General features: G+C 68.3%; 12 protein-coding genes. 7 read left to right on the top strand and 5 right to left on the bottom strand.

The features are described from left to right. Positions 1-5: 5 nt before the first annotated feature. The gene (locus tag ACIPC1_RS09740) at positions 6-791 is read right to left on the bottom strand and encodes an IclR family transcriptional regulator (RefSeq protein WP_402515041.1); all 786 of its coding nucleotides are present in this window, start codon (positions 789-791) and stop codon (positions 6-8) included. A 162-nt stretch (positions 792-953) separates the two neighbouring features. On the opposite strand from ACIPC1_RS09740, the gene ACIPC1_RS09735 reads away from it, so the two are divergent. The 5 genes from ACIPC1_RS09735 to ACIPC1_RS09715 are packed head-to-tail and all read left to right on the top strand — an operon-like array spanning position 954 to position 6,153. Further along, entirely contained in the window at positions 954-2,342 is a 1,389-nt protein-coding gene (locus tag ACIPC1_RS09735; RefSeq protein WP_402515039.1) for an extracellular solute-binding protein, read from the top strand. Then, complete coding sequence (locus ACIPC1_RS09730) at positions 2,339-3,331, top strand: carbohydrate ABC transporter permease (RefSeq protein ID WP_402515037.1); 993 nt, start codon at positions 2,339-2,341, stop codon at positions 3,329-3,331. The genes ACIPC1_RS09735 and ACIPC1_RS09730 overlap by 4 nt, the downstream gene beginning before the upstream one ends. Further along, positions 3,328-4,197, top strand: a complete 870-nt coding sequence (locus ACIPC1_RS09725; RefSeq protein WP_402515036.1) for a carbohydrate ABC transporter permease — start codon at positions 3,328-3,330, stop codon at positions 4,195-4,197. The genes ACIPC1_RS09730 and ACIPC1_RS09725 overlap by 4 nt, the downstream gene beginning before the upstream one ends. Beyond that, complete coding sequence (locus ACIPC1_RS09720) at positions 4,197-5,045, top strand: NAD-dependent epimerase/dehydratase family protein (RefSeq protein WP_402515035.1); 849 nt, start codon at positions 4,197-4,199, stop codon at positions 5,043-5,045. The genes ACIPC1_RS09725 and ACIPC1_RS09720 overlap by 1 nt, the downstream gene beginning before the upstream one ends. 1 nt (position 5,046) lies before the next feature. Beyond that, a complete protein-coding gene (locus ACIPC1_RS09715; RefSeq protein WP_402515033.1) occupies positions 5,047-6,153 on the top strand; it encodes a glycoside hydrolase family 99 protein in 1,107 nt (368 codons plus the stop codon). Positions 6,154-6,199: 46 nt separating this feature from the next. Here the strand turns inward: ACIPC1_RS09715 and ACIPC1_RS09710 are convergent, their stop codons facing one another. Continuing rightward, the gene (locus tag ACIPC1_RS09710) at positions 6,200-7,252 is read right to left on the bottom strand and encodes a sheath polysaccharide-degrading enzyme (protein WP_402515032.1); all 1,053 of its coding nucleotides are present in this window, start codon (positions 7,250-7,252) and stop codon (positions 6,200-6,202) included. A 527-nt stretch (positions 7,253-7,779) separates the two neighbouring features. Further along, positions 7,780-8,244, bottom strand: coding sequence for a MarR family winged helix-turn-helix transcriptional regulator (locus tag ACIPC1_RS09705; RefSeq protein WP_402515029.1), 465 nt, complete (start codon positions 8,242-8,244; stop codon positions 7,780-7,782). A 168-nt stretch (positions 8,245-8,412) separates the two neighbouring features. Between ACIPC1_RS09705 and ACIPC1_RS09700 the strand changes: the two genes are divergently transcribed. Together ACIPC1_RS09700 and ACIPC1_RS09695 are read left to right on the top strand one after the other, a co-directional pair. Beyond that, entirely contained in the window at positions 8,413-8,604 is a 192-nt protein-coding gene (locus ACIPC1_RS09700; protein ID WP_402515027.1) for a ferredoxin, read from the top strand. A gap of 43 nt (positions 8,605-8,647) precedes the next feature. Further along, a complete protein-coding gene (locus ACIPC1_RS09695; RefSeq protein ID WP_402515025.1) occupies positions 8,648-9,865 on the top strand; it encodes a cytochrome P450 in 1,218 nt (405 codons plus the stop codon). 69 nt (positions 9,866-9,934) lie between these two features. Here the strand turns inward: ACIPC1_RS09695 and ACIPC1_RS09690 are convergent, their stop codons facing one another. Then, on the bottom strand, positions 9,935-14,227 hold the full coding sequence (locus tag ACIPC1_RS09690) for a discoidin domain-containing protein (RefSeq protein ID WP_402515023.1): 4,293 nt from the start codon (positions 14,225-14,227) through the stop codon (positions 9,935-9,937). Between the two features lie 243 nt (positions 14,228-14,470). Further along, a complete protein-coding gene (locus tag ACIPC1_RS09685; protein WP_402515022.1) occupies positions 14,471-16,684 on the bottom strand; it encodes an MMPL family transporter in 2,214 nt (737 codons plus the stop codon). Between the last annotated feature and the right edge of the window lie 99 nt (positions 16,685-16,783).

The raw sequence follows: 16,783 nt of genomic DNA, 5'->3' as shown, positions 1-16,783 counted from the left end.
ACCTCTCAGCGCTGCCCGATCCGCTTCAGGAGAGTCCGCAGGGAGTGCGCCGCCTCGGTCACGGCCTGCGCCACCTCCTCCATGCGTGCGTCGTCCATCCTGCTGCGGGGCGCCGAGCAGCTGATCGCGTCGCCGCCGTCCGGAGCCACACCGAGCGCGACGGCCACGCACCGGATGTCCACCGCGTTCTCGCCGTCGTCCACGGCCCAGCCGCGCAGCCGGGTCCGGGCGAGCTGGCCGAGCAGGGCGTCCGGCTCGACGACCGTGTCCGGAGTCAGCCGCTCCAGTGGCCAGTCGAGCCGGCGCTGCACCTCCGCCGGGTCGTACTGACAGAGCACCGCCTTGCCCAGGGCGGTGGCGTGCGCGGGGAGTCTGCGCCCGACCGCCGAGTACATTCGCAGGGCGTGCCGGGACTCGCGTTTGGCCAGGTAGACGATGTTCGTGCCGTCGAGCCTGCCGAGGTGGACGGCCTCTCCCGTCTCCTCGGCGAGGGCGTCGAGAACGGGCCCCGCGAGGCTCGTGACGTCATCGCCCTCCAGGTAGGCGGTGCCTGTCAGGAGGGCCTTGAGACCGAGGCTGTAGCGGGTGCCGGAGGCGTCGACGTCCACCCAGCGACGCGCCTGCATCGTGCGCAGGATCGCGTGCAGGCTGCTCTTCGGCACCGACATGGCGCTCGCCATCTCGGCGAGCGAGAGCCTGGCGCCGTCCCGCCCCAGGAGTTCGAGCACCTCGAGCACCCGAGCGGCGGACTTGACCTCTTCGACCTTGCGCCCGCGCGCTGTCGCTGTCACCGATTCCACTGGCCCTCCGCCTCCCCGCCCCGGCGCCCCTCGGCTGACCGGTCAACACCTCATCGCAGCATGCATCTTGACGCTATATCACAACGACTCTAAGTTCAGTCACTCCAACGCCATTCGGCCTTCTGAACGGTAGACCACCCTAGGTAGGGGCCCATGCGGATACCTGTTGCACGAAAAGCCCGGCTTGTCGCGGCGGCAGTGGCCACGGCGCTCTCGCTCACCTCTCTCACCGCCTGTGGCGGCTCCTCCGGATCGGGGGACTCGAACTCGCTGGAGATGTGGACGTTCAAGCAGTCCCATGTGAGCGCGCTGCGCACCGCCGCCAAGGAGTTCGAGAAGGAGACCGGCATCTCGGTCGGCGTCGAGGTCTACACCCCCGACGACGCGTACACGACCAAGGTCCAGAGCGCGGCGAAGACCGGTGACCTGCCGGATGTGCTCGAAGTGCACTCGGACGGGGAGGACCGGGTCCTGGGCGCGGCCGGGATCGTGTCGGACCTCAGAGACGACTTCAAGGGCGACTGGTCCGGGCGCATACAGCAGGCCGTTCAGGAGTCCGGGCTCGTCACCGAGCAGCGGTACCAGAACTCCCTGAACAAGGAGGCCAAGGACCACGGCATCGAGAAGGGCGCCCGCTACAGCGTGCCCCTCAGCGTCGGCACCTTCGGCATCGTCTATGCCAACAAGAAGGTGCTCGCCGAGGCCGGCATCACCAAGGCCCCCGCGAACTGGGCGGAGTTCATCGCCGCGCTCAAGGCGACCAAGGCGCAGGACTCGACGAACGGCGGGCTCTCGCTGGGCCTGAAGGTGCAGGCCACGGGCCTGACCTGGGTACTACAGCCGCTGGCCTACGCCCAGTTGGGACGGGAAGCCTACGAGAACCTGTGGGCGAAGGACACCAGCGGCGACTTCGCTTCGCCGAACGGCGTCAAAGTCCTCTCGATGTACGACGAGTTGACCCCGTACTGGATGCCCGGCTCCCAGACCCTGACGATCGATCAGGCGGACCAGGCGTTCGCCCAGGGCAAGGCCGCCTTCGACGTGGGCGGTACGTTCACGCTCGCGTTCCTCAAGCAGAACGGCATGAACCCCGACGACGTGTTCGCCTTCGGCCTGCCCGCCCCCGCGGACGGCGCCGTACCCGACCGCGCCCTCGGCCCGCTCGCCCTGACGAGCCTCAGCGTCACCTCGACGAGCAAGCAGCCCGACAACGCGAAGAAGTGGATGGAGTTCCTCTCCCAGCAGGACGTCGCCACGCAGTTCGCCAAGGACTCCCTGGACCTTCCCGCCACCGAACTCGGCGCGGAATCCGCCAAGATCCTCGGACCCACGCTCAGCGCCATGGTCGACAGCTTCAAGGGCACGCCCGAGACGACCTACGACCCCACGCGCAACGACGCGTACCTCCCGATCGGATACGAGCAGGACGACGCCGGCGCGATCCTCGCCGACCTGACACCGCTCAAGCAGACCTCGGCCGAGGAGACCGGTCAGAAGCTCAGGAGCCTCAACCAGTCGTACTGGAAAGCGGCAGGCCAGTGACCACCGCTCCCCGGCAGACCGCGCCGAAGGGGGTGGAGCGCGCGGGTGACCGCGCGGTGAGGACCGCGGCCACTCCCCCGGCGCCCCGCCGTTGGCGCGGGTACGAAGCCGTCTCCGGGTATCTGTTCGTCGCCCCGGCGGTGGTGCTCTTCGCGGTGATGGGCCTGTACACGGTGGGTTACGGCTTCGCTCTGTCCTTCGCCCAGTGGAACGGCTTCGCACCGAACTGGACCTGGGTCGGCCTCGACAACTACGCCGACCTGCTGTGGCGCGACCCGGTCTTCGCTCCCCGGGTGCGGCACGCCGCGCTCAACACCTTCTGGGTGATGCTCGCCGCGCCGGCCCTGACGGTCCTGGTGTCGTTTCCGCTGGCCGTGCTGCTCAACCAGGTCAAGCGGTTCCAGTCCGTGCTGCGGTCCGTGTACTTCCTGCCGTACGTCACCAGCGGCATCGCCGTCTTCTTCGCCTGGCAGTACATCCTGCAACCGGACGGCGCGGTCAACGCCCTGCTCGGCAGTGTCGGCCTGGGTTCGCTGGAGCAGCCGCAGGGCTGGCTGGGCAATCCGTCCACCGCCATGGCGACGATGGTCGTCGTGACGGTCTGGGTCGCGGTCCCGGTCGCGATGCTGCTGTATCTCACCGGCCTTCAGAGCATCGACCGCAGTGTCCTGGAGGCGGCCCAGCTGGACGGCGCGGGGTGGTGGCGCACCAACCTGTCGGTCGTCTGGCCGCTGGTGCGCCCCATCACGGCGATCGTGGTGCTGCTGAACCTGCGCGAGTCCCTACAGGGGTTCCAGCCCTTCCTGGTGATGACCCTCGGCGGACCGGGTGACCACACGAACGTCCTCGGCCTTGAGGCGTACCGCCTGGCGTTCCTCAAGAACCTCTCGCCCACGCTCGGCCTGGCCAGCGCGCTCGGCTGGATCCTGTTCGCCGCCGCCCTCGTCCTGGCCCTGATCAACCTTCGAGCGCTGCGGAGCAAGACATGACAGCGATTTCCCCGGCCCGCTCCGGTGCCCGTACACCGGGCGGCGCCCGCAGGATCGTGGCCCGCACCGTCGTGGGCGTGCTGCTCGCCGCGTACGGCCTGGTCAGCGCCTATCCATTCCTGTGGATGGTGTCGGCCGCCTTCAAGGACCAGATCGAGGTCGTACGCGGCGGGCATCTCATCCCCGACAACCCCACGTTCCAGACGCTCGCCGACACCTGGAACGAGCTGCACTTCTTCGACTTCTTCCTGAACAGCCTGCTGGTGACCGGGTACACCGTGGCCCTCACCCTGGTGGTCTACGCAGCCGCGGGATACGCGTTCGCGGTCCTTCGTTTCCCGGGGCGCGGAGTCCTGCAGAAGCTCTTCATCTCCCTGCTGTTCGTGCCAGGGATCACGGTGATGCTGCCGATCGTGCTCCTGGAGAACAAGCTGGGCATCCTCGGCACGCACTGGGGGCTCGTCCTGCCGTTCGTCAACGGCGGCGCCCCGCTGTCGATCCTGCTCATGACCGGCGCATTCCTGGCGGTGCCGGGCGAACTGCGGGACTCGGCCCGGGTGGACGGCGCGAGCGAGCTGCGGATCTTCACCAGGGTGTATCTGCCGCTCGCCCAACCCGCCCTGATCACGGTGGCGTTGCTCACCGCCATCCCGACGTGGAACGAGTTCCTGCTCACCCGGGTGTCCCTGAACGATCCGTCGACGTACACGCTTCCCCTCGGTCTGCAGACGCTGTCCGCGCAGAACGTGCCGCACTACAACAACCTGATGGCGGGCGCCCTGATCGTCGTCATCCCGGTGATCCTGCTCTTCCTCAGCCTCCAGCGGTACTTCGTCAACGGGCTGGTCGGGGCGGTGAAGGGCTGATGCGCGTCCTGGTGACCGGCGCCGCGGGCCACATCGGGCAGCACGTCCTGGCCAAGTTGTTCGCGGCCTCCTACGACGTCGTGGCCACCGACCTCGTTCCGTTCGAGGCGCCTTCGGCCGAGCGCGTGCACATCGGGGACCTCCAGGATCCCGACCTGGTACGCAAGGCGGTCGACGGGGTGGAGGCGGTCGTCCACCTCGGGGCGATACCGCACCCCAACACGGATGATCCCAGTGCCCTGTTCGCCACCAACTGCCTGACCGCGCACCGCGTTCTGGACGAGGCGGGCCGCGCGGGCGTCCGCCGGATCGTGGCCGCCTCCAGCCTGGCGGCGGTCGGGCTTGCCTGGTCGCCCGTCCCGGTCTCGCCCCTCTATGTGCCGCTGGACGAGGAACACCCCTTGCTCATCCGCGATCCCTACGGCTTGTCGAAGGCCGTCCTTGAGGAGACCGCCCGCAGCACGCACCGCCGCTGGGGCACGGACATCGTCTGTCTGCGCTTCCCGTTCACCGGCAGCGGGGAGCGGCTGCGCGACCAGCTCGCCCGTGTCGCGGCGGACCCGGGAGCCCACCGTCACGACCTGTGGGGCTGGCTGCACACGCGGGACGCGGCGGCCGTGGTGCACCAGGCGTTGCGGGCGGATTTCACGGGATGCCACGTACTGAATGTCGCCGCCGCCGACACCTCCTCGCCTCTTCCCTCGGCGGAGTTGATGGACCGCTACCACCCGGGCGTGCCGACCTTCTCGTCGCTGCCCGGCCGCACCTCCCTGTTCGACACGACGGCCTGTACCGAACTGCTCGGGTTCGTCCCGCGGTACGGCCGGCCCGGCAACCAAGGAGAGTGACATGAACGTTCCCCGGTACCCCGGTTCCCTGTCCCGAAGAGGGTTACTCGCGGGCGGAGCGGCCGTCGGCGCCGCCGCGCTTGCCGCCGGTACGGCACCCACCGCCTCGGCCTCCATACGACCCAGGGGCGTCTCCGCGAACGCGCACATCTTCTACTACCCCTGGTACGGATCCCCAAAGGTGAACGGCGAGTGGCGGCACTGGCAGCAGGGCGAGCTCACTCCGCCCGACAACATCAGCGCCAACTACTTCCCGGTGCTCGGCGCCTACGACTCCGGCGACCTGCGCGGCGCGGTCGCCCGGCACATGCGCTGGCTGCGGCGGGCAGGCATCGGCGTGCTGGTCAGCAGCTGGTGGGGGCAGGGCAGTTACGAGGACCGGATGGCGCCCGTCGTCCTGGACGCGGCCGCCGCCGAGGGGATCCAGGTCGCCTGGCACATCGAGCCGTACCAGGGCCGTGACGCCACTTCCGTGGTCGCGGACATCCGCTATCTGACCGGCCTCCACGGCGATCACCCCGCCTTCCACCGCGCCGCGGCGTACGGCGACCGGTGCGCGTACTACGTGTTCAACAGTCTGCTCACCGTGGACTGGTCGGCGCTGCACGAGGTCGACGACATCGCGATCGTCATGGGGCAGACCTGGGATCTGTCCCGCATCGGTGACTTCGGCGGCGTCTACACCTACGACGCCATCGCGACCGCCAACCGCCCCGACTGGACCGGGGTCGCCGCGTTCTGCGCCGAGCGCGGCATGGTGTGGGCTCCCTCGCTCGGCCCCGGCTACCTGGATGACCGGGCGGTCCCCGGCAACACGACCCCGACGCTGGACCGCGCCGACGGCCGCACCTACGACCTGGAGTGGGAGTACGCGCTGGAGAGCGGCCACGGTGACGCCCCGCCGGACTGGGTGAGCATCACCTCGTTCAACGAGTGGCACGAGGGCACCCAGATCGAACCGGCGACGGCGCGTACGCCGGGCACCCTCGACTACCTCTCCTACGAGGGCGCCTACGGACGGCGTGGCGCACGCGCCGAGACGGCCTATCTGGACCGAACCGCCCAGTGGGTGGCCCGCTTCGAGGCCGCGCTGGCCGCCGGCCGCTGACGCCGGGCCACCGACACGGCGGCAGGGGCCACCCGTTGGAGCGGTGTCACCCGCTGACGGTGATGTTCGTCAGGCTCTTGCCGCCGCTGGAGGTGTTGGAGGACGCCACGGTGTTCTTGGTGGCGCAACCGCTGTTGTCGGTGACGTTGATGCCGTAACCGGGCGCGGAGCCGAGGGTGAACTTGTTGCTGGTGAACTTGTTGCCGCAGCCGTAGGGGTCGTAGACGTTGTGGACCTGGAAGCCGTCGGTGTACGGGGTGGACACGGTGTTCGCGTCGATGACGTAGTTGTCGCCCTTGACGTCGATCGTGGAGTCGCCGGAGTTCTGGTTCTTCTCGCCGGTTCCGTCGAGGGTGTTGCCGCGGATCGTGCCGCCCTTGGTGCCTTCCTTGATGTCGATGCCCTCGGCGGCGACATTGGGGCCGATCTTGTTGTTGAGGACCTGGACGTAGTCGGAGGCGTCGACGCCGGTGGGGCCGGCGTACTGGCTCCAGTTGCTGTTGGCGGAGCCTATGTAGACGCCTTCGCCGTACGAGGGCTCGGTGGTGCCGACGTCGTGGATGTTGGAGTTCTGGATGATGCCGTGGTCGCTGCCCGAGCGGAAGTGGACGGCTTCGTAGCCGATGTCGTGGACGTGCACGTCGGTGAGGGTGGCGTGCGGGGAGGCGTCCAGCACGATGCCCTTGACGGAGTTGTCGACGGTGATTCCCGTGACCTTCCAGTAGGGCGCGGAGCTGAGCCACAGGCCGTAGCCGTTGCCGCCGTTCGACTTCAGCACGGCCTTGCTGCTTCCGGTCAGCGTGATCGCGGAGGTCGAGGTGCCGTCCGCGGTGGCCTTGAACTGCCCCTCGTACACGCCGTCGGCGAGCTGAATGGTGTCGCCCGCCTTGGCGTCGGCCAGCGCCGCGGTGAGCTGCGAGGCGGTGGAGACGCTGACCGTGCGGACGGCGGCGGCAGCCGAGGCGGACCCCGGCAAGGTCGCGAAGGCAAGGCCGCCCACTGCCGCGGCCGCAACCACCGAGAGGGTCAGAAGACGGCGGGTGCGCCGCCTGTGGCTGCCGGTGGGGTGGGGGGACGTATCCGCACGGGACTCTTGCATGGGGACGACTCCGGGGGACGTGGGGGGACTTGGCCAGGGGCGACCGACTCAAGCCGACGATTAGGAAACATTCCTAACTTCGACCGGGGAACAGAGTGTTTGCCATGGTGAACCCGTGTCAAGGCCCCTGAGGGAGATCTTTGCAACGACTTCAACGCCGTGTATACGGTCGCGGGCACCGCCGAAGACGCTCTCGGGCACACGGAGTTCGACTCCGACGGCCCCGCGGGCACACGGAGTTCGACTCCGACGGCCCCGCGGGCACCCGGCGGTCGACTCCGACGGCCACACGGGCGCCCAGCGTTCGACTCCGACGGCCACACGGGCGCCCAGCGTTCAGCTCCGATGAGCCCGCCGGCACCCGCCCTTCCACTCCAACCACCCCGCCGACACCCGGCGTTGGACTCCAACCGCCCCGCCGACACCCGCCCTTCCACTCCAACCACCCCGCCGACACCCGGCGTTGGACTCCAACCACCCCGCCGACACCCGCCCTTCCACTCCGGCAGCCTCTCGGCGGTCGCAGATCAAGGATGCCGATAGGCATCGACGATCCGGTCGATGACGGCTGCCGTGATACGCACGTCACTCGCCGAGAAGCCGCTCAGCGCCTCAGCGAGCCACTGCCCACCCGTCGTCTCGGTGCGGGCCACCGCTTCTCGGCCATCTTCGGTGGGGGCGACCCGGCGTGCTCGCTGGTCGCCGGGTTCGCGGGTGGTTTCCACGAGGCCCAGTTCTTCCAGGCGGCGGACCTCCCTGGTGACGTGCGGGGCTTTCACCATCAGCGCTTCCGCGAGTTCCCGCAGCAGCAAGGGCGACGGTGACGCCGAGAGCACTCGGAGCACGGCAAGCGAGGCGCGGTCGATGGTGACACCCGACTCTCGGCGCAACCGCGCGTGGGTCTGATTGCCGCTCATGGCGTAGGACAGCGCGGACAGGGCTGCTTGCAGACTGCCCAGCGCCGTGCGGTCGGAGGGTTCGGAGAGTTCCACCCACCGATGATGCAACACGCACCGCTGCGCCCGTGGCCAGAAATGTGCCCTCTACACGCAGCTCCCGGTTGTCCGCCGCCGAGCGGAGCGCTAGCCTCCATATGAGTCAATTTACTTAAGGTAAGTAATGGCAAAGTCGTTGTGGCGTTCTCCCCGAGGAGTTGAGACATGCAGATCACCGTGGACACCGACAAATGCTGCGCAGCCGGCCAGTGCGTACTGGCGGCCCCCGAGGTCTTCGACCAGCGCGACGAGGACGGGATCGTCGTCGTCCTGGACCACCAGCCGCCGGCCGGGCTGCACGCCGCGGTCCAGGAGGCAGCCGACATCTGTCCTGCGGCGGCGATCACCCTCTCCTGACACCGATCCGACCACGCATACCCCCCACTCCGGAAGGAAAGCGATGACCGAGACCCCCACCGCACCGCCTGCCTACAGCACAACGCGCGCGCCCGGTTGCCCCTTCGACCCTCCCCCCGAGCGCGCCCGGCTGCTCGAGGAGGCGCCGGTGTCCCGCGTCAGCCTGTGGAACGGACAGATCGCCTGGCTGGTGACCCGCCACGCGGACCAGGTCACGTTGCTGCGCGACGAGCGGATCAGTTCGGACATCACACAATCCGGCTTCCCCTTCTCCAGCGCCGGCGCCCAGGCGCAGATCGCCGAGAGCCAGACGTTCATCTCCATGGATGATCCCGAGCACAGCGAGCAGCGACGCCGGTTCACGGCGGACTTCACCGTCAAGCGCATCGAGTCGCTGCGGCCGCGTATCGGGGAAATCATCACGGAGCTGCTGGACGCGATGGAGAAGGCCGGTCCGCCGGTCGATCTGGTCACCGCGTTCGCGCTGCCGCTCCCCTCGCTGGTGATCTGCGAACTGCTGGGCGTCCCGTACGAGGACCACGAGTTCTTCCAGCGCACCAGTGCCGTCCTGGTCAATACCCGGAGCACCCCGCAGGATGCTGTCGCCGCCACGCGGGAACTGCTCGACTACCTGGGCAACCTGGTCGCGGGCAAGGCCGACCGCCCGACCGACGATCTGCTCAGCCGCATGGCCACGCAGTACCTGCGGACCGGTGTCAGCACGCGTGAGGAGTGCGCCAAGCAGGCCTTGCTGTTGCTGGTGGCGGGTCATGAGACGACCGCCAACATGATCGCGCTCGGCACCGCCACGCTCCTCCAGCACCCCGATCAGCTGGCCGCGGTACGCGACGGAAGTCCGGCACGTGTCGCGGGGGCCGTGGAGGAACTGCTGCGGTACCTGACCGTCGTGCACCTGGGACGGCGCCGTGTGGCTCTGGAGGACATCTGGATCGACGGGCAGATCATCCGTGCGGGTGACGGCGTGATCTGCGCCGCCGAGATCGGTAACCGGGATCCTGAGATCTTCGAGGATCCCGACCGCTTGGATGTGGACAGGCCGCAGGCCCGTCGCCATCTCGCCTTCGGTACCGGGACCCACCAGTGCCTCGGCCAGAACCTCGCCCGGATGGAACTGCAACTCGCCTACCCCGCCCTGCTGCGGCGCTTCCCCGGACTGCGCATCGACCAGCCACTGGACGAGGTTCGCTTCCGTACCGACATGGGCGTCTACGGCGTCCACGAACTGCCCGTCGCCTGGTGAACGACCCGGGTGGCGGGGCCCGGAAGCCCCGCCACCCGGTCATGCCAGGCCCTCGGCGCACTGAGTGCGCTAGGGCAACAGGTTGATCTTGAACGTGGACGTCGTGTTCTTCACGTCCAGCGCGTTGTCGCTCAACTTCAGGTTGTGGAAGGTGACTTCACCGACGGCGGGCCCTTGGCCGGCCTCCGGCAACTCATTGGCCCACAGGCCGAACCCGGACTTCGCGTCGTAGGCGTCGCCGCTCTTGTGCGCGCCGGAGATCGTCACGTCCGTGAGGATGGTGTCCTTGATCGGGAACTGAGGCTGTCCTCCCACGTAGTTGGTCTGGAACATGATGCCGCTGTACGTCGGATCGACGATGTCGACGTTGTTGACGCGGATTCCCTGGAAGACCTTCGACGCGGAGAACATCCAGATGCCGGGGAAGGTCTGCGCTCCCCAGAAATGGCCGCCCGCGCGGACGATCGAGATGTTCTCCAGGGTCGTCGGTTCCGTCCCGAAGCCGTTCATCGGGTAACCGAAGTCCAGCGAGCTGACGGTGATTCCGGAGTAGACCAGGGTGTCGGCGATGTGGATGTTGCGGAAGGTGTTGTTGAAGCCGCCGTAGACGGCAATGCCCGCCGCGCGCCACGTCAGGATGGTCGTGAGATTCTCGAAGATGTTGTTCTTCTCGTCGGCCCCGCCCGCGTCGATCGCGGAGAACAGCGCGAAGCTGTCGTCGCCGGTGGCCCGCGCCTCGTTGTTGACGACGTGGTTGTCCGTGCTGCCGTTGGTCATGTTGACACCGTCGGCGAACATGTCGCGGATCCGCGAGTTCTTGATGGTGATGTTGTCGGTGTTGGCGCCCCAGTAGAGGCACACCATGTGTTCGTTCCAGATGTTGTCGATGGTGATGTCGGAAACGCCTGAGAAGTCGAACACCTTGCCAGGACCGTCGATGCGGGAGGTGTAGTTGCCGAAGTACGCGAAGTTCGCGAACGACGACCCCTTCGCGGTCCCGTCGGCCCGGAAGCCGATGTCGGTGTTCTCCTGCGAGGACGGTGCGCGGAAGCGCGTGAACCAGGGCCCGGCGCCGACGACCTTGACCGCCTTGCCGTACACCTGGAACTTGCTCGACGTCTCGTAGTCACCGGCCGGCAGATAGACGCCGACGAGCGTGCCCGTGGTATCCATGCGCACCTTGTCGAGCGCGTTCTGCACGTCCTGGTGTGCGAACCCGGTCGGCACGACGTACGTCGCCGGGTCCGGGTTGGGGGTCGCCGTAACCTGCTCCAGGCTCACGAAGTCGATCGCGTAGGTGGAGGAGTTCGCGGCGTCCTTCTGGAGCCGGATCTTGCTGCCGGCCGGGACGGTCTGGCCGAGCAGCAGGTTCGCCTCGTCGTAGATGTGCCGGGGCGCACCCGAGCTCGGCGAGTTGCCGGGGCCGGCCTCCGCCCCGTACAGCCAGGCGTACTTGGACGTCAGGTCGATGGCTTTGAGCAACGTGCCGTTGACGTAGACGTTCAGCGTGGAGTTGGTTCCGCCGCCGGACGCGGAGTCCGGGATGGAGAAGCGGGTCACCAGGGTGTTGGTGCTGGCCTTGGTGGTCCATTCCACGTAGTTGCCGGTGTTGTTGAGCGTGACGGCCTTGCGGCCCGAGGCCTCGCCGGCGATGTCGCCGACGGTGCGGTTGGGTCCGACCGTCTGGGCGCCGCCGCCCACGGTGCCGTCCTCGGCCTCGTAGTTGTCGAACGGCATGCTGGCGCCGCGGCCGACGAACAGCGACTGACTGCTGGTGTTGTTGGCGCGCTTGACCTCGAGTTCGTTGGCGTCGGGGTCGATCACCGTCTTCACGGTGAACTTGCCGTTGCCCGCGGTCCAGGTGCCCAGGTTCACCGGGGCGGCGGTGGCGCCCGCCGCGATCGCGCCGCTGTAGGCGCCGGTGAGGGTCTTCACCGTCGCGCCGGAGGCGTCGAGCACGGTGAGGGTGATGCCGTGGCTGCCTGTTGCGGTGGCCACCGTGCCCTGGTTCTTCAGGGTGGCGGAGAAGGTGACCGTGTCACCCTCGCCGGGCGAGCTCGGCGACCAGCTGACGGGGGAGGCCACCAGGTCGGAGCTGGACACCGGCTTGACGACCAGGGCGGTGGGGCTGGTGTAGGAGTTGTTGGCCTCGTTCTGTTCGATGACCTTGTTGTCCGGGTCGGCGATCGCGCTGACCTGGTAGGTGCCGGCCTCGCGAGCGCCGATGTCGGCGGTGACCGTCGCCGAGGCGCCCACGGCGAGCGCGCCGACGGCCGCGGTGCCGACCTTGGTGCCGCCCAGCTGGAACTGGACGTCGGTGGCGGCCGACGCTTCCGTGCCCGCGTTGCGCACGGTCGCCGTCAGCTTCACGGCGTCGGACTCGACCGGACTGGCCGGGGCCGAGGTGATGCCGGTGACCTGGAGGTCCGGGTTCGGGGCGGGTGTGCCCAGGACCTGGAACTCGGCGACCTGTCCGGCGGGAGCGCCCGAGTTGGCGGTGAACACGAGCTGGACGTCCGCGATGCGGCCCGTGACAGCGATCCGCACCGTGTTGGCGCTCGTCGGGTTGAACGTGTAGTCCTGCGCGGCGACCAGGCTGGTGAACGCGGTGGCGTTCTGCTCCCGGCCGAGCACCTGGATCCGCTGGGTCCGCGTGGCCCAGGCGGCGTCCGGACTCAGCTTCAGGACAACGGTGTTGACGTCGGCGTTGGCGCCGAGCTTCACGGTCAGGCTGTTCGGGTAGCCCGCACCGCCCTCCCAATACGTGCTGGTCTTGTCGTCGTTGGCGTTCGTCGCGACGAACGTGTAGACGGAGGACGACGCCGTGATCTCCTTGCCGACGGCGAGGTTCGCGTCATCGGTCGTGGAGCCGTTGCGGGTGACGGTGCTGCTGTTGGCGGACTGGTTGCCCGCCGCGTCCTTCGCCCGCACGTAGTACGTCACCGTGGCCGACGCGGTCTGGGTGTCCGTGTAGGTCAAGACGGTGCCGGCGACACTCTGGCGCAGCGTGCCGTTGGCGTAGACGTCGTAGCCGGTGACCGCCACGTTGTCGGTGGACGCCTGCCAGGTGAGCTTGACCTGACCGCTGGTGGCCTCCGTGAAGGCCAGGCCGGCGGGTGCGGTCGGGGCCTGCACGTCGCCCGAATCTCCCGTGCGGGTAACCGTGTTGCTGTTGGCGGACTGGTTGCCCGCCGCGTCCTTGGCCCGCACGTAGTAGGCGACGGTCGCCGAGGCGGGCTGGGTGTCGGTGTACGTCGTGGCAGCACCGTCCACCGAGGCGCGCAGCACGCCGTTGGCGTAGATGTCGTAGCCGGTGACGCCGACGTTGTCGGTGGCGGCCGTCCACGTCAACCTGATCTGCCCGGTGGCGGGTTGGGTGTAGGCCAGCGCGGTGGGCGCTGTGGGTGCCTGGGTGTCACCGGTGGTCGGCCCGTAGACCTCCAACTCCGCGAGTTGGCCCGCGGGTTGACCCGTGTTGGCCGTGACGAGGACCCGGACGTAGCGCGTGGTGGTGGCGTTGAAGCTCAGGGTCTGCGACTGGTCGTTCGTCGCGTTGAAGGCGAGTGCCTGCGAGGCGGTGAGGTCGCTGAAGTCCGAACCGGTGGTGCTGCCCTGGAGCTTGAGGGTCTGGGTGCGCGCACCCCAGTTGGTCGGCAGCCGCAGCGTCACGCGGTCGACGCGTACGGATGCGCCGAGGTCGACCTGGATCCACTGCGGAAGAGCGTTGTTGCTGCTCTCCCAGTAGCTGGCCCGGTTGCCGTCGCCCGCGTTCGCCGCGATGTACGTCTGTGTGGAGCTGCTTGCGGTGAACTGCTTGCCGGCGGCCAGGTTCCCGGAGGAGTCGGTCGCGCCGTGGACCTCGAGTTCGGAGAGCTGCGCGGCCGTCCATCCGCTGTTCGCGGTGATGTTGACGCGCACGAAGCGGGTCTGGGTGGCCGGGAACGAGATGGTCACCGTGTTGGCGGCGCCCGGCGTGAAGGCGTACGACGCCGAGGTCTTGATGGTCTCGAAGCTGGTGCCGTCGGCGCTGCCCTGCACGGCGAGCGTCTGGTTGCGGCTCTCCCAGGAGCCGGGGAGCTTCAGGACCACCTCGTCCACGCGGACGCTGGTGCCGAGGTCGGTCTGTGCCCACTGGGGGAAGCTCGATCCCGAACTCTCCCAGTACGTGGCGGCGTTGCCGTCCGTGAGGTTGGCGGCTCCGTAGCCGGAATTGGCGCTGCTCGCGGTGGCGGTCTTGCCTGCGGCGAGGTTGGGTCCGCCGGCCGCGGTCGCGGTCGTGGTCAGCGCCGGGAGCCCTATGAGGGCCAGCGCGGTGGTCAGCAGAGCGGCCAGCAGGCGGCCTCTCCAACGATGTCTGTTCATGGTTCCCCTGCCCTTGAGCGGTGTCGTCACGGGGGACGCGGAAGACTCACAAGAGAGCGAGAATCGAGTTTTTGCGTTCAGTTATTGCAGATTTGCATGGTGATGTTGTTGAGTCCACAGTCTGTGCAGAGATAGTTGCTCACTGCTGTTGAGAAGGGCACAGCAGAACCGCGACAGACCGTGTCTGTCGCGGCAGTTGCTGCTTGTCGGCGTGGCCGCCGACCTCGATCGAAGGCGGCGGCGCTAGACCTGGGCCGTCCGCTCGTCCGAGGGCCGGTCGGGGCCGTGATCCTCGAACTCGTGCTGGAGACGGTCCCCCTCGATGTCGAGGTCGGGGATGTAGGTGGCGAACCACTTCGGGTGGTACCAGATCTTCGCGCCGACGATCGCCATGACGGCGGGCACCAGGGTGAGCCGGACCACGAACGCGTCGAGGAGCACACCGACGGCGAAGCTGAAGCCGATGGCTTTGACGGTCGGGTCGTCGGTGAACATGAAGGCCACGAAGATGCTGAACATGATCAGTGCGGCGGCGGTCACCACGCGCGCGGACAGACCGGTGCCGCGCTCCACCGCCCTGACGGCCTCCCCGTTCTTGGTGAAGTCCTCCTTGATCCGGGAGACGACGAACACCTCGTAGTCGCTGGAGAGTCCGAAGATGATCGCGAGCATCAGCAGGGGCAGGAAGCTGATGGTCTGGCTCGGTGTGATGCCGAACAGGTGCTCTCCCCAGCCCCATTGGAACATCGCGACCTGCGCGCCGAACGCCGCGGCCACCGACAGCAGGAACCCGATGATCGACTTGATCGGCACAAGAATCGTGCGAAAGGCCAGCGTCAGCAGAAGGAACGCCAGGCCGACCACGACGACCAGGAACACCGGGAGCGCGGCGGAGAGTTTGCTCGACACGTCGATGTTGGAGGCGGTGGTGCCGCCGACCAGGATCTGGGCCCCTGAGTCGCCCGCGACCGCGGCCCGGTCGTCCCGGATGCCGTTCACGAGGTCGGTGGTGGCGTCGTCGTTGGGACCGGTGCTCGGGGTCACGCGGATGACGGCGACGCCGTTGTTCACCGCCATCGGCGCGGCGGCCACGACGCCGGGGATCTTGGCCAGCCGGTCGGTGATCGGGGTCGCCGCCGAGTCGCCGGCAACACCGTCGGCGACCACCAGGAGAGGGCCGTTGAAGCCCGCGCCGAAGTTGGCCGTGGTCAGGTCGTAGGCCTTGCGCGCGGTGTCGCTCTTCGGCTTCGACGATGCGCCGGGCAGCCCCAGGTCCATCCTGGTGACGGGCAGCGCGAGCACCACGAGGAAGGCGACCCCGCCGATGAGCAGCGGCAGCCGCCAACGCACCACGAACCGTGCCCAGCCGGCCCCGAAGGTGCTTGCCGGCTCGTTGGCCGCGATCTGGGCGACGTTCTCGTGGTGGTCCGGGCGCAGTGGCGTACGGATGAAACTCGCCACCTTGTTCCCGGCGAAGCCCAGCATGGCGGGCATCAGCGTCAGGGCGATGAGCAGGGCGATCAGTACGGCCCCCGCGGCGGCGAACCCCATCACGGTGAGGAACGGGATGCCGACCACGGCCAGCCCGCAGAGCGCGATCATCACGGTGAGCGCGGCGAAGACGACCGAGCTGCCCGAGGTGCCGGCGGCCAGGGCGACCGAGTCCTCGATGCTCATGCCGGTGAGCAGGTTGTTCCGGTGCCGGGCCAGGATGAACAGGCCGTAGTCGATGCCGCAGGACAGGCCGAGCATCGTGGCCACGGTCGTCGACGTCGAGGCGATCGTCATGACCGACGCCAGGGCGGACACGCTCATCAGGGTGACGACCAGGCCGATAATGGCGGTGAGGATCGGCAGCCCGGCGGCCACGAAGGCTCCGAACGTGATCGTCAGGATCACGAAGGCGACCAGCAGACCGATGAGTTCGGGCAGTTCCGAGATCGTCTGGTTCCAGCCCGGGTAGACACTTCCGGAGTACTCGACGTCCACGCCCGCATTCCGCGCCGGGACCACGGCGGCCTTGACCGCGTCCAGGGTCGATCCCTTCACGTCGGTCGGCTGAGCGTCGTACTGCACCGAGCCGAGGGCGACATTGCCGTTCTTGGAGATCGCCTTCGAGGCGAAGGGGTCGGTGACCAGGCCTACTTGCGGCACCTTCTTCAGCCCCTCGATCGAGGCCTCGATGCCGGCTTTGTAGGAGGGGTCGGTGACCTTGGTGTCCCCGTGGGTCGCGAACACGATCTGCGTCTGGCCACCGCTCAGCGCCGGCAGCTTCTCCTTGAGGAGGTTGGTGGCACGCTGCGACTCGGTCCCGGGGACCGTGAAGGTGTTGTCGGTCTTGCCTCCGCCGACGACCGAGAGGGTGATCGCGGTCCCGGCCGCCAGGATCCACAGGGCGAGGACGAGTCGGCGGCGCCGGAACGCCCATCGGGCCAGGCGGAACAGATAGACGGACACGCTTGCTCCCGGACGTGAAGGACCGGTCTCCGCCGAGGGGCGAAGGGCTCGGCCGCTGCGCGCAGTGAGTCCCGCCGATGGGCGGAGAGCCCGGATCCG

This window comes from Streptomyces sp. NPDC087263 (assembly GCF_044744645.1).
Classification (GTDB): Bacteria; Actinomycetota; Actinomycetes; order Streptomycetales; family Streptomycetaceae; genus Streptomyces.
This window is presented reverse-complemented; position numbering and strand designations above follow the sequence as displayed.

What these genes read in the sequence shown, in the direction of transcription:
- ACIPC1_RS09715 (WP_402515033.1), top strand. Translation starts at nt 5,047, where the DNA reads ATGAACGTTCCCCGGTACCCCGGTTCCCTGTCCCGAAGAGGGTTACTC.
- ACIPC1_RS09725 (WP_402515036.1), top strand. Translation starts at nt 3,328, where the DNA reads ATGACAGCGATTTCCCCGGCCCGCTCCGGTGCCCGTACACCGGGCGGC.
- ACIPC1_RS09690 (WP_402515023.1), bottom strand. Translation starts at nt 14,227, where the DNA reads ATGAACAGACATCGTTGGAGAGGCCGCCTGCTGGCCGCTCTGCTGACC.
- ACIPC1_RS09735 (WP_402515039.1), top strand. Translation starts at nt 954, where the DNA reads ATGCGGATACCTGTTGCACGAAAAGCCCGGCTTGTCGCGGCGGCAGTG.
- ACIPC1_RS09695 (WP_402515025.1), top strand. Translation starts at nt 8,648, where the DNA reads ATGACCGAGACCCCCACCGCACCGCCTGCCTACAGCACAACGCGCGCG.
- ACIPC1_RS09710 (WP_402515032.1), bottom strand. Translation starts at nt 7,252, where the DNA reads ATGCAAGAGTCCCGTGCGGATACGTCCCCCCACCCCACCGGCAGCCAC.
- ACIPC1_RS09720 (WP_402515035.1), top strand. Translation starts at nt 4,197, where the DNA reads ATGCGCGTCCTGGTGACCGGCGCCGCGGGCCACATCGGGCAGCACGTC.
- ACIPC1_RS09700 (WP_402515027.1), top strand. Translation starts at nt 8,413, where the DNA reads ATGCAGATCACCGTGGACACCGACAAATGCTGCGCAGCCGGCCAGTGC.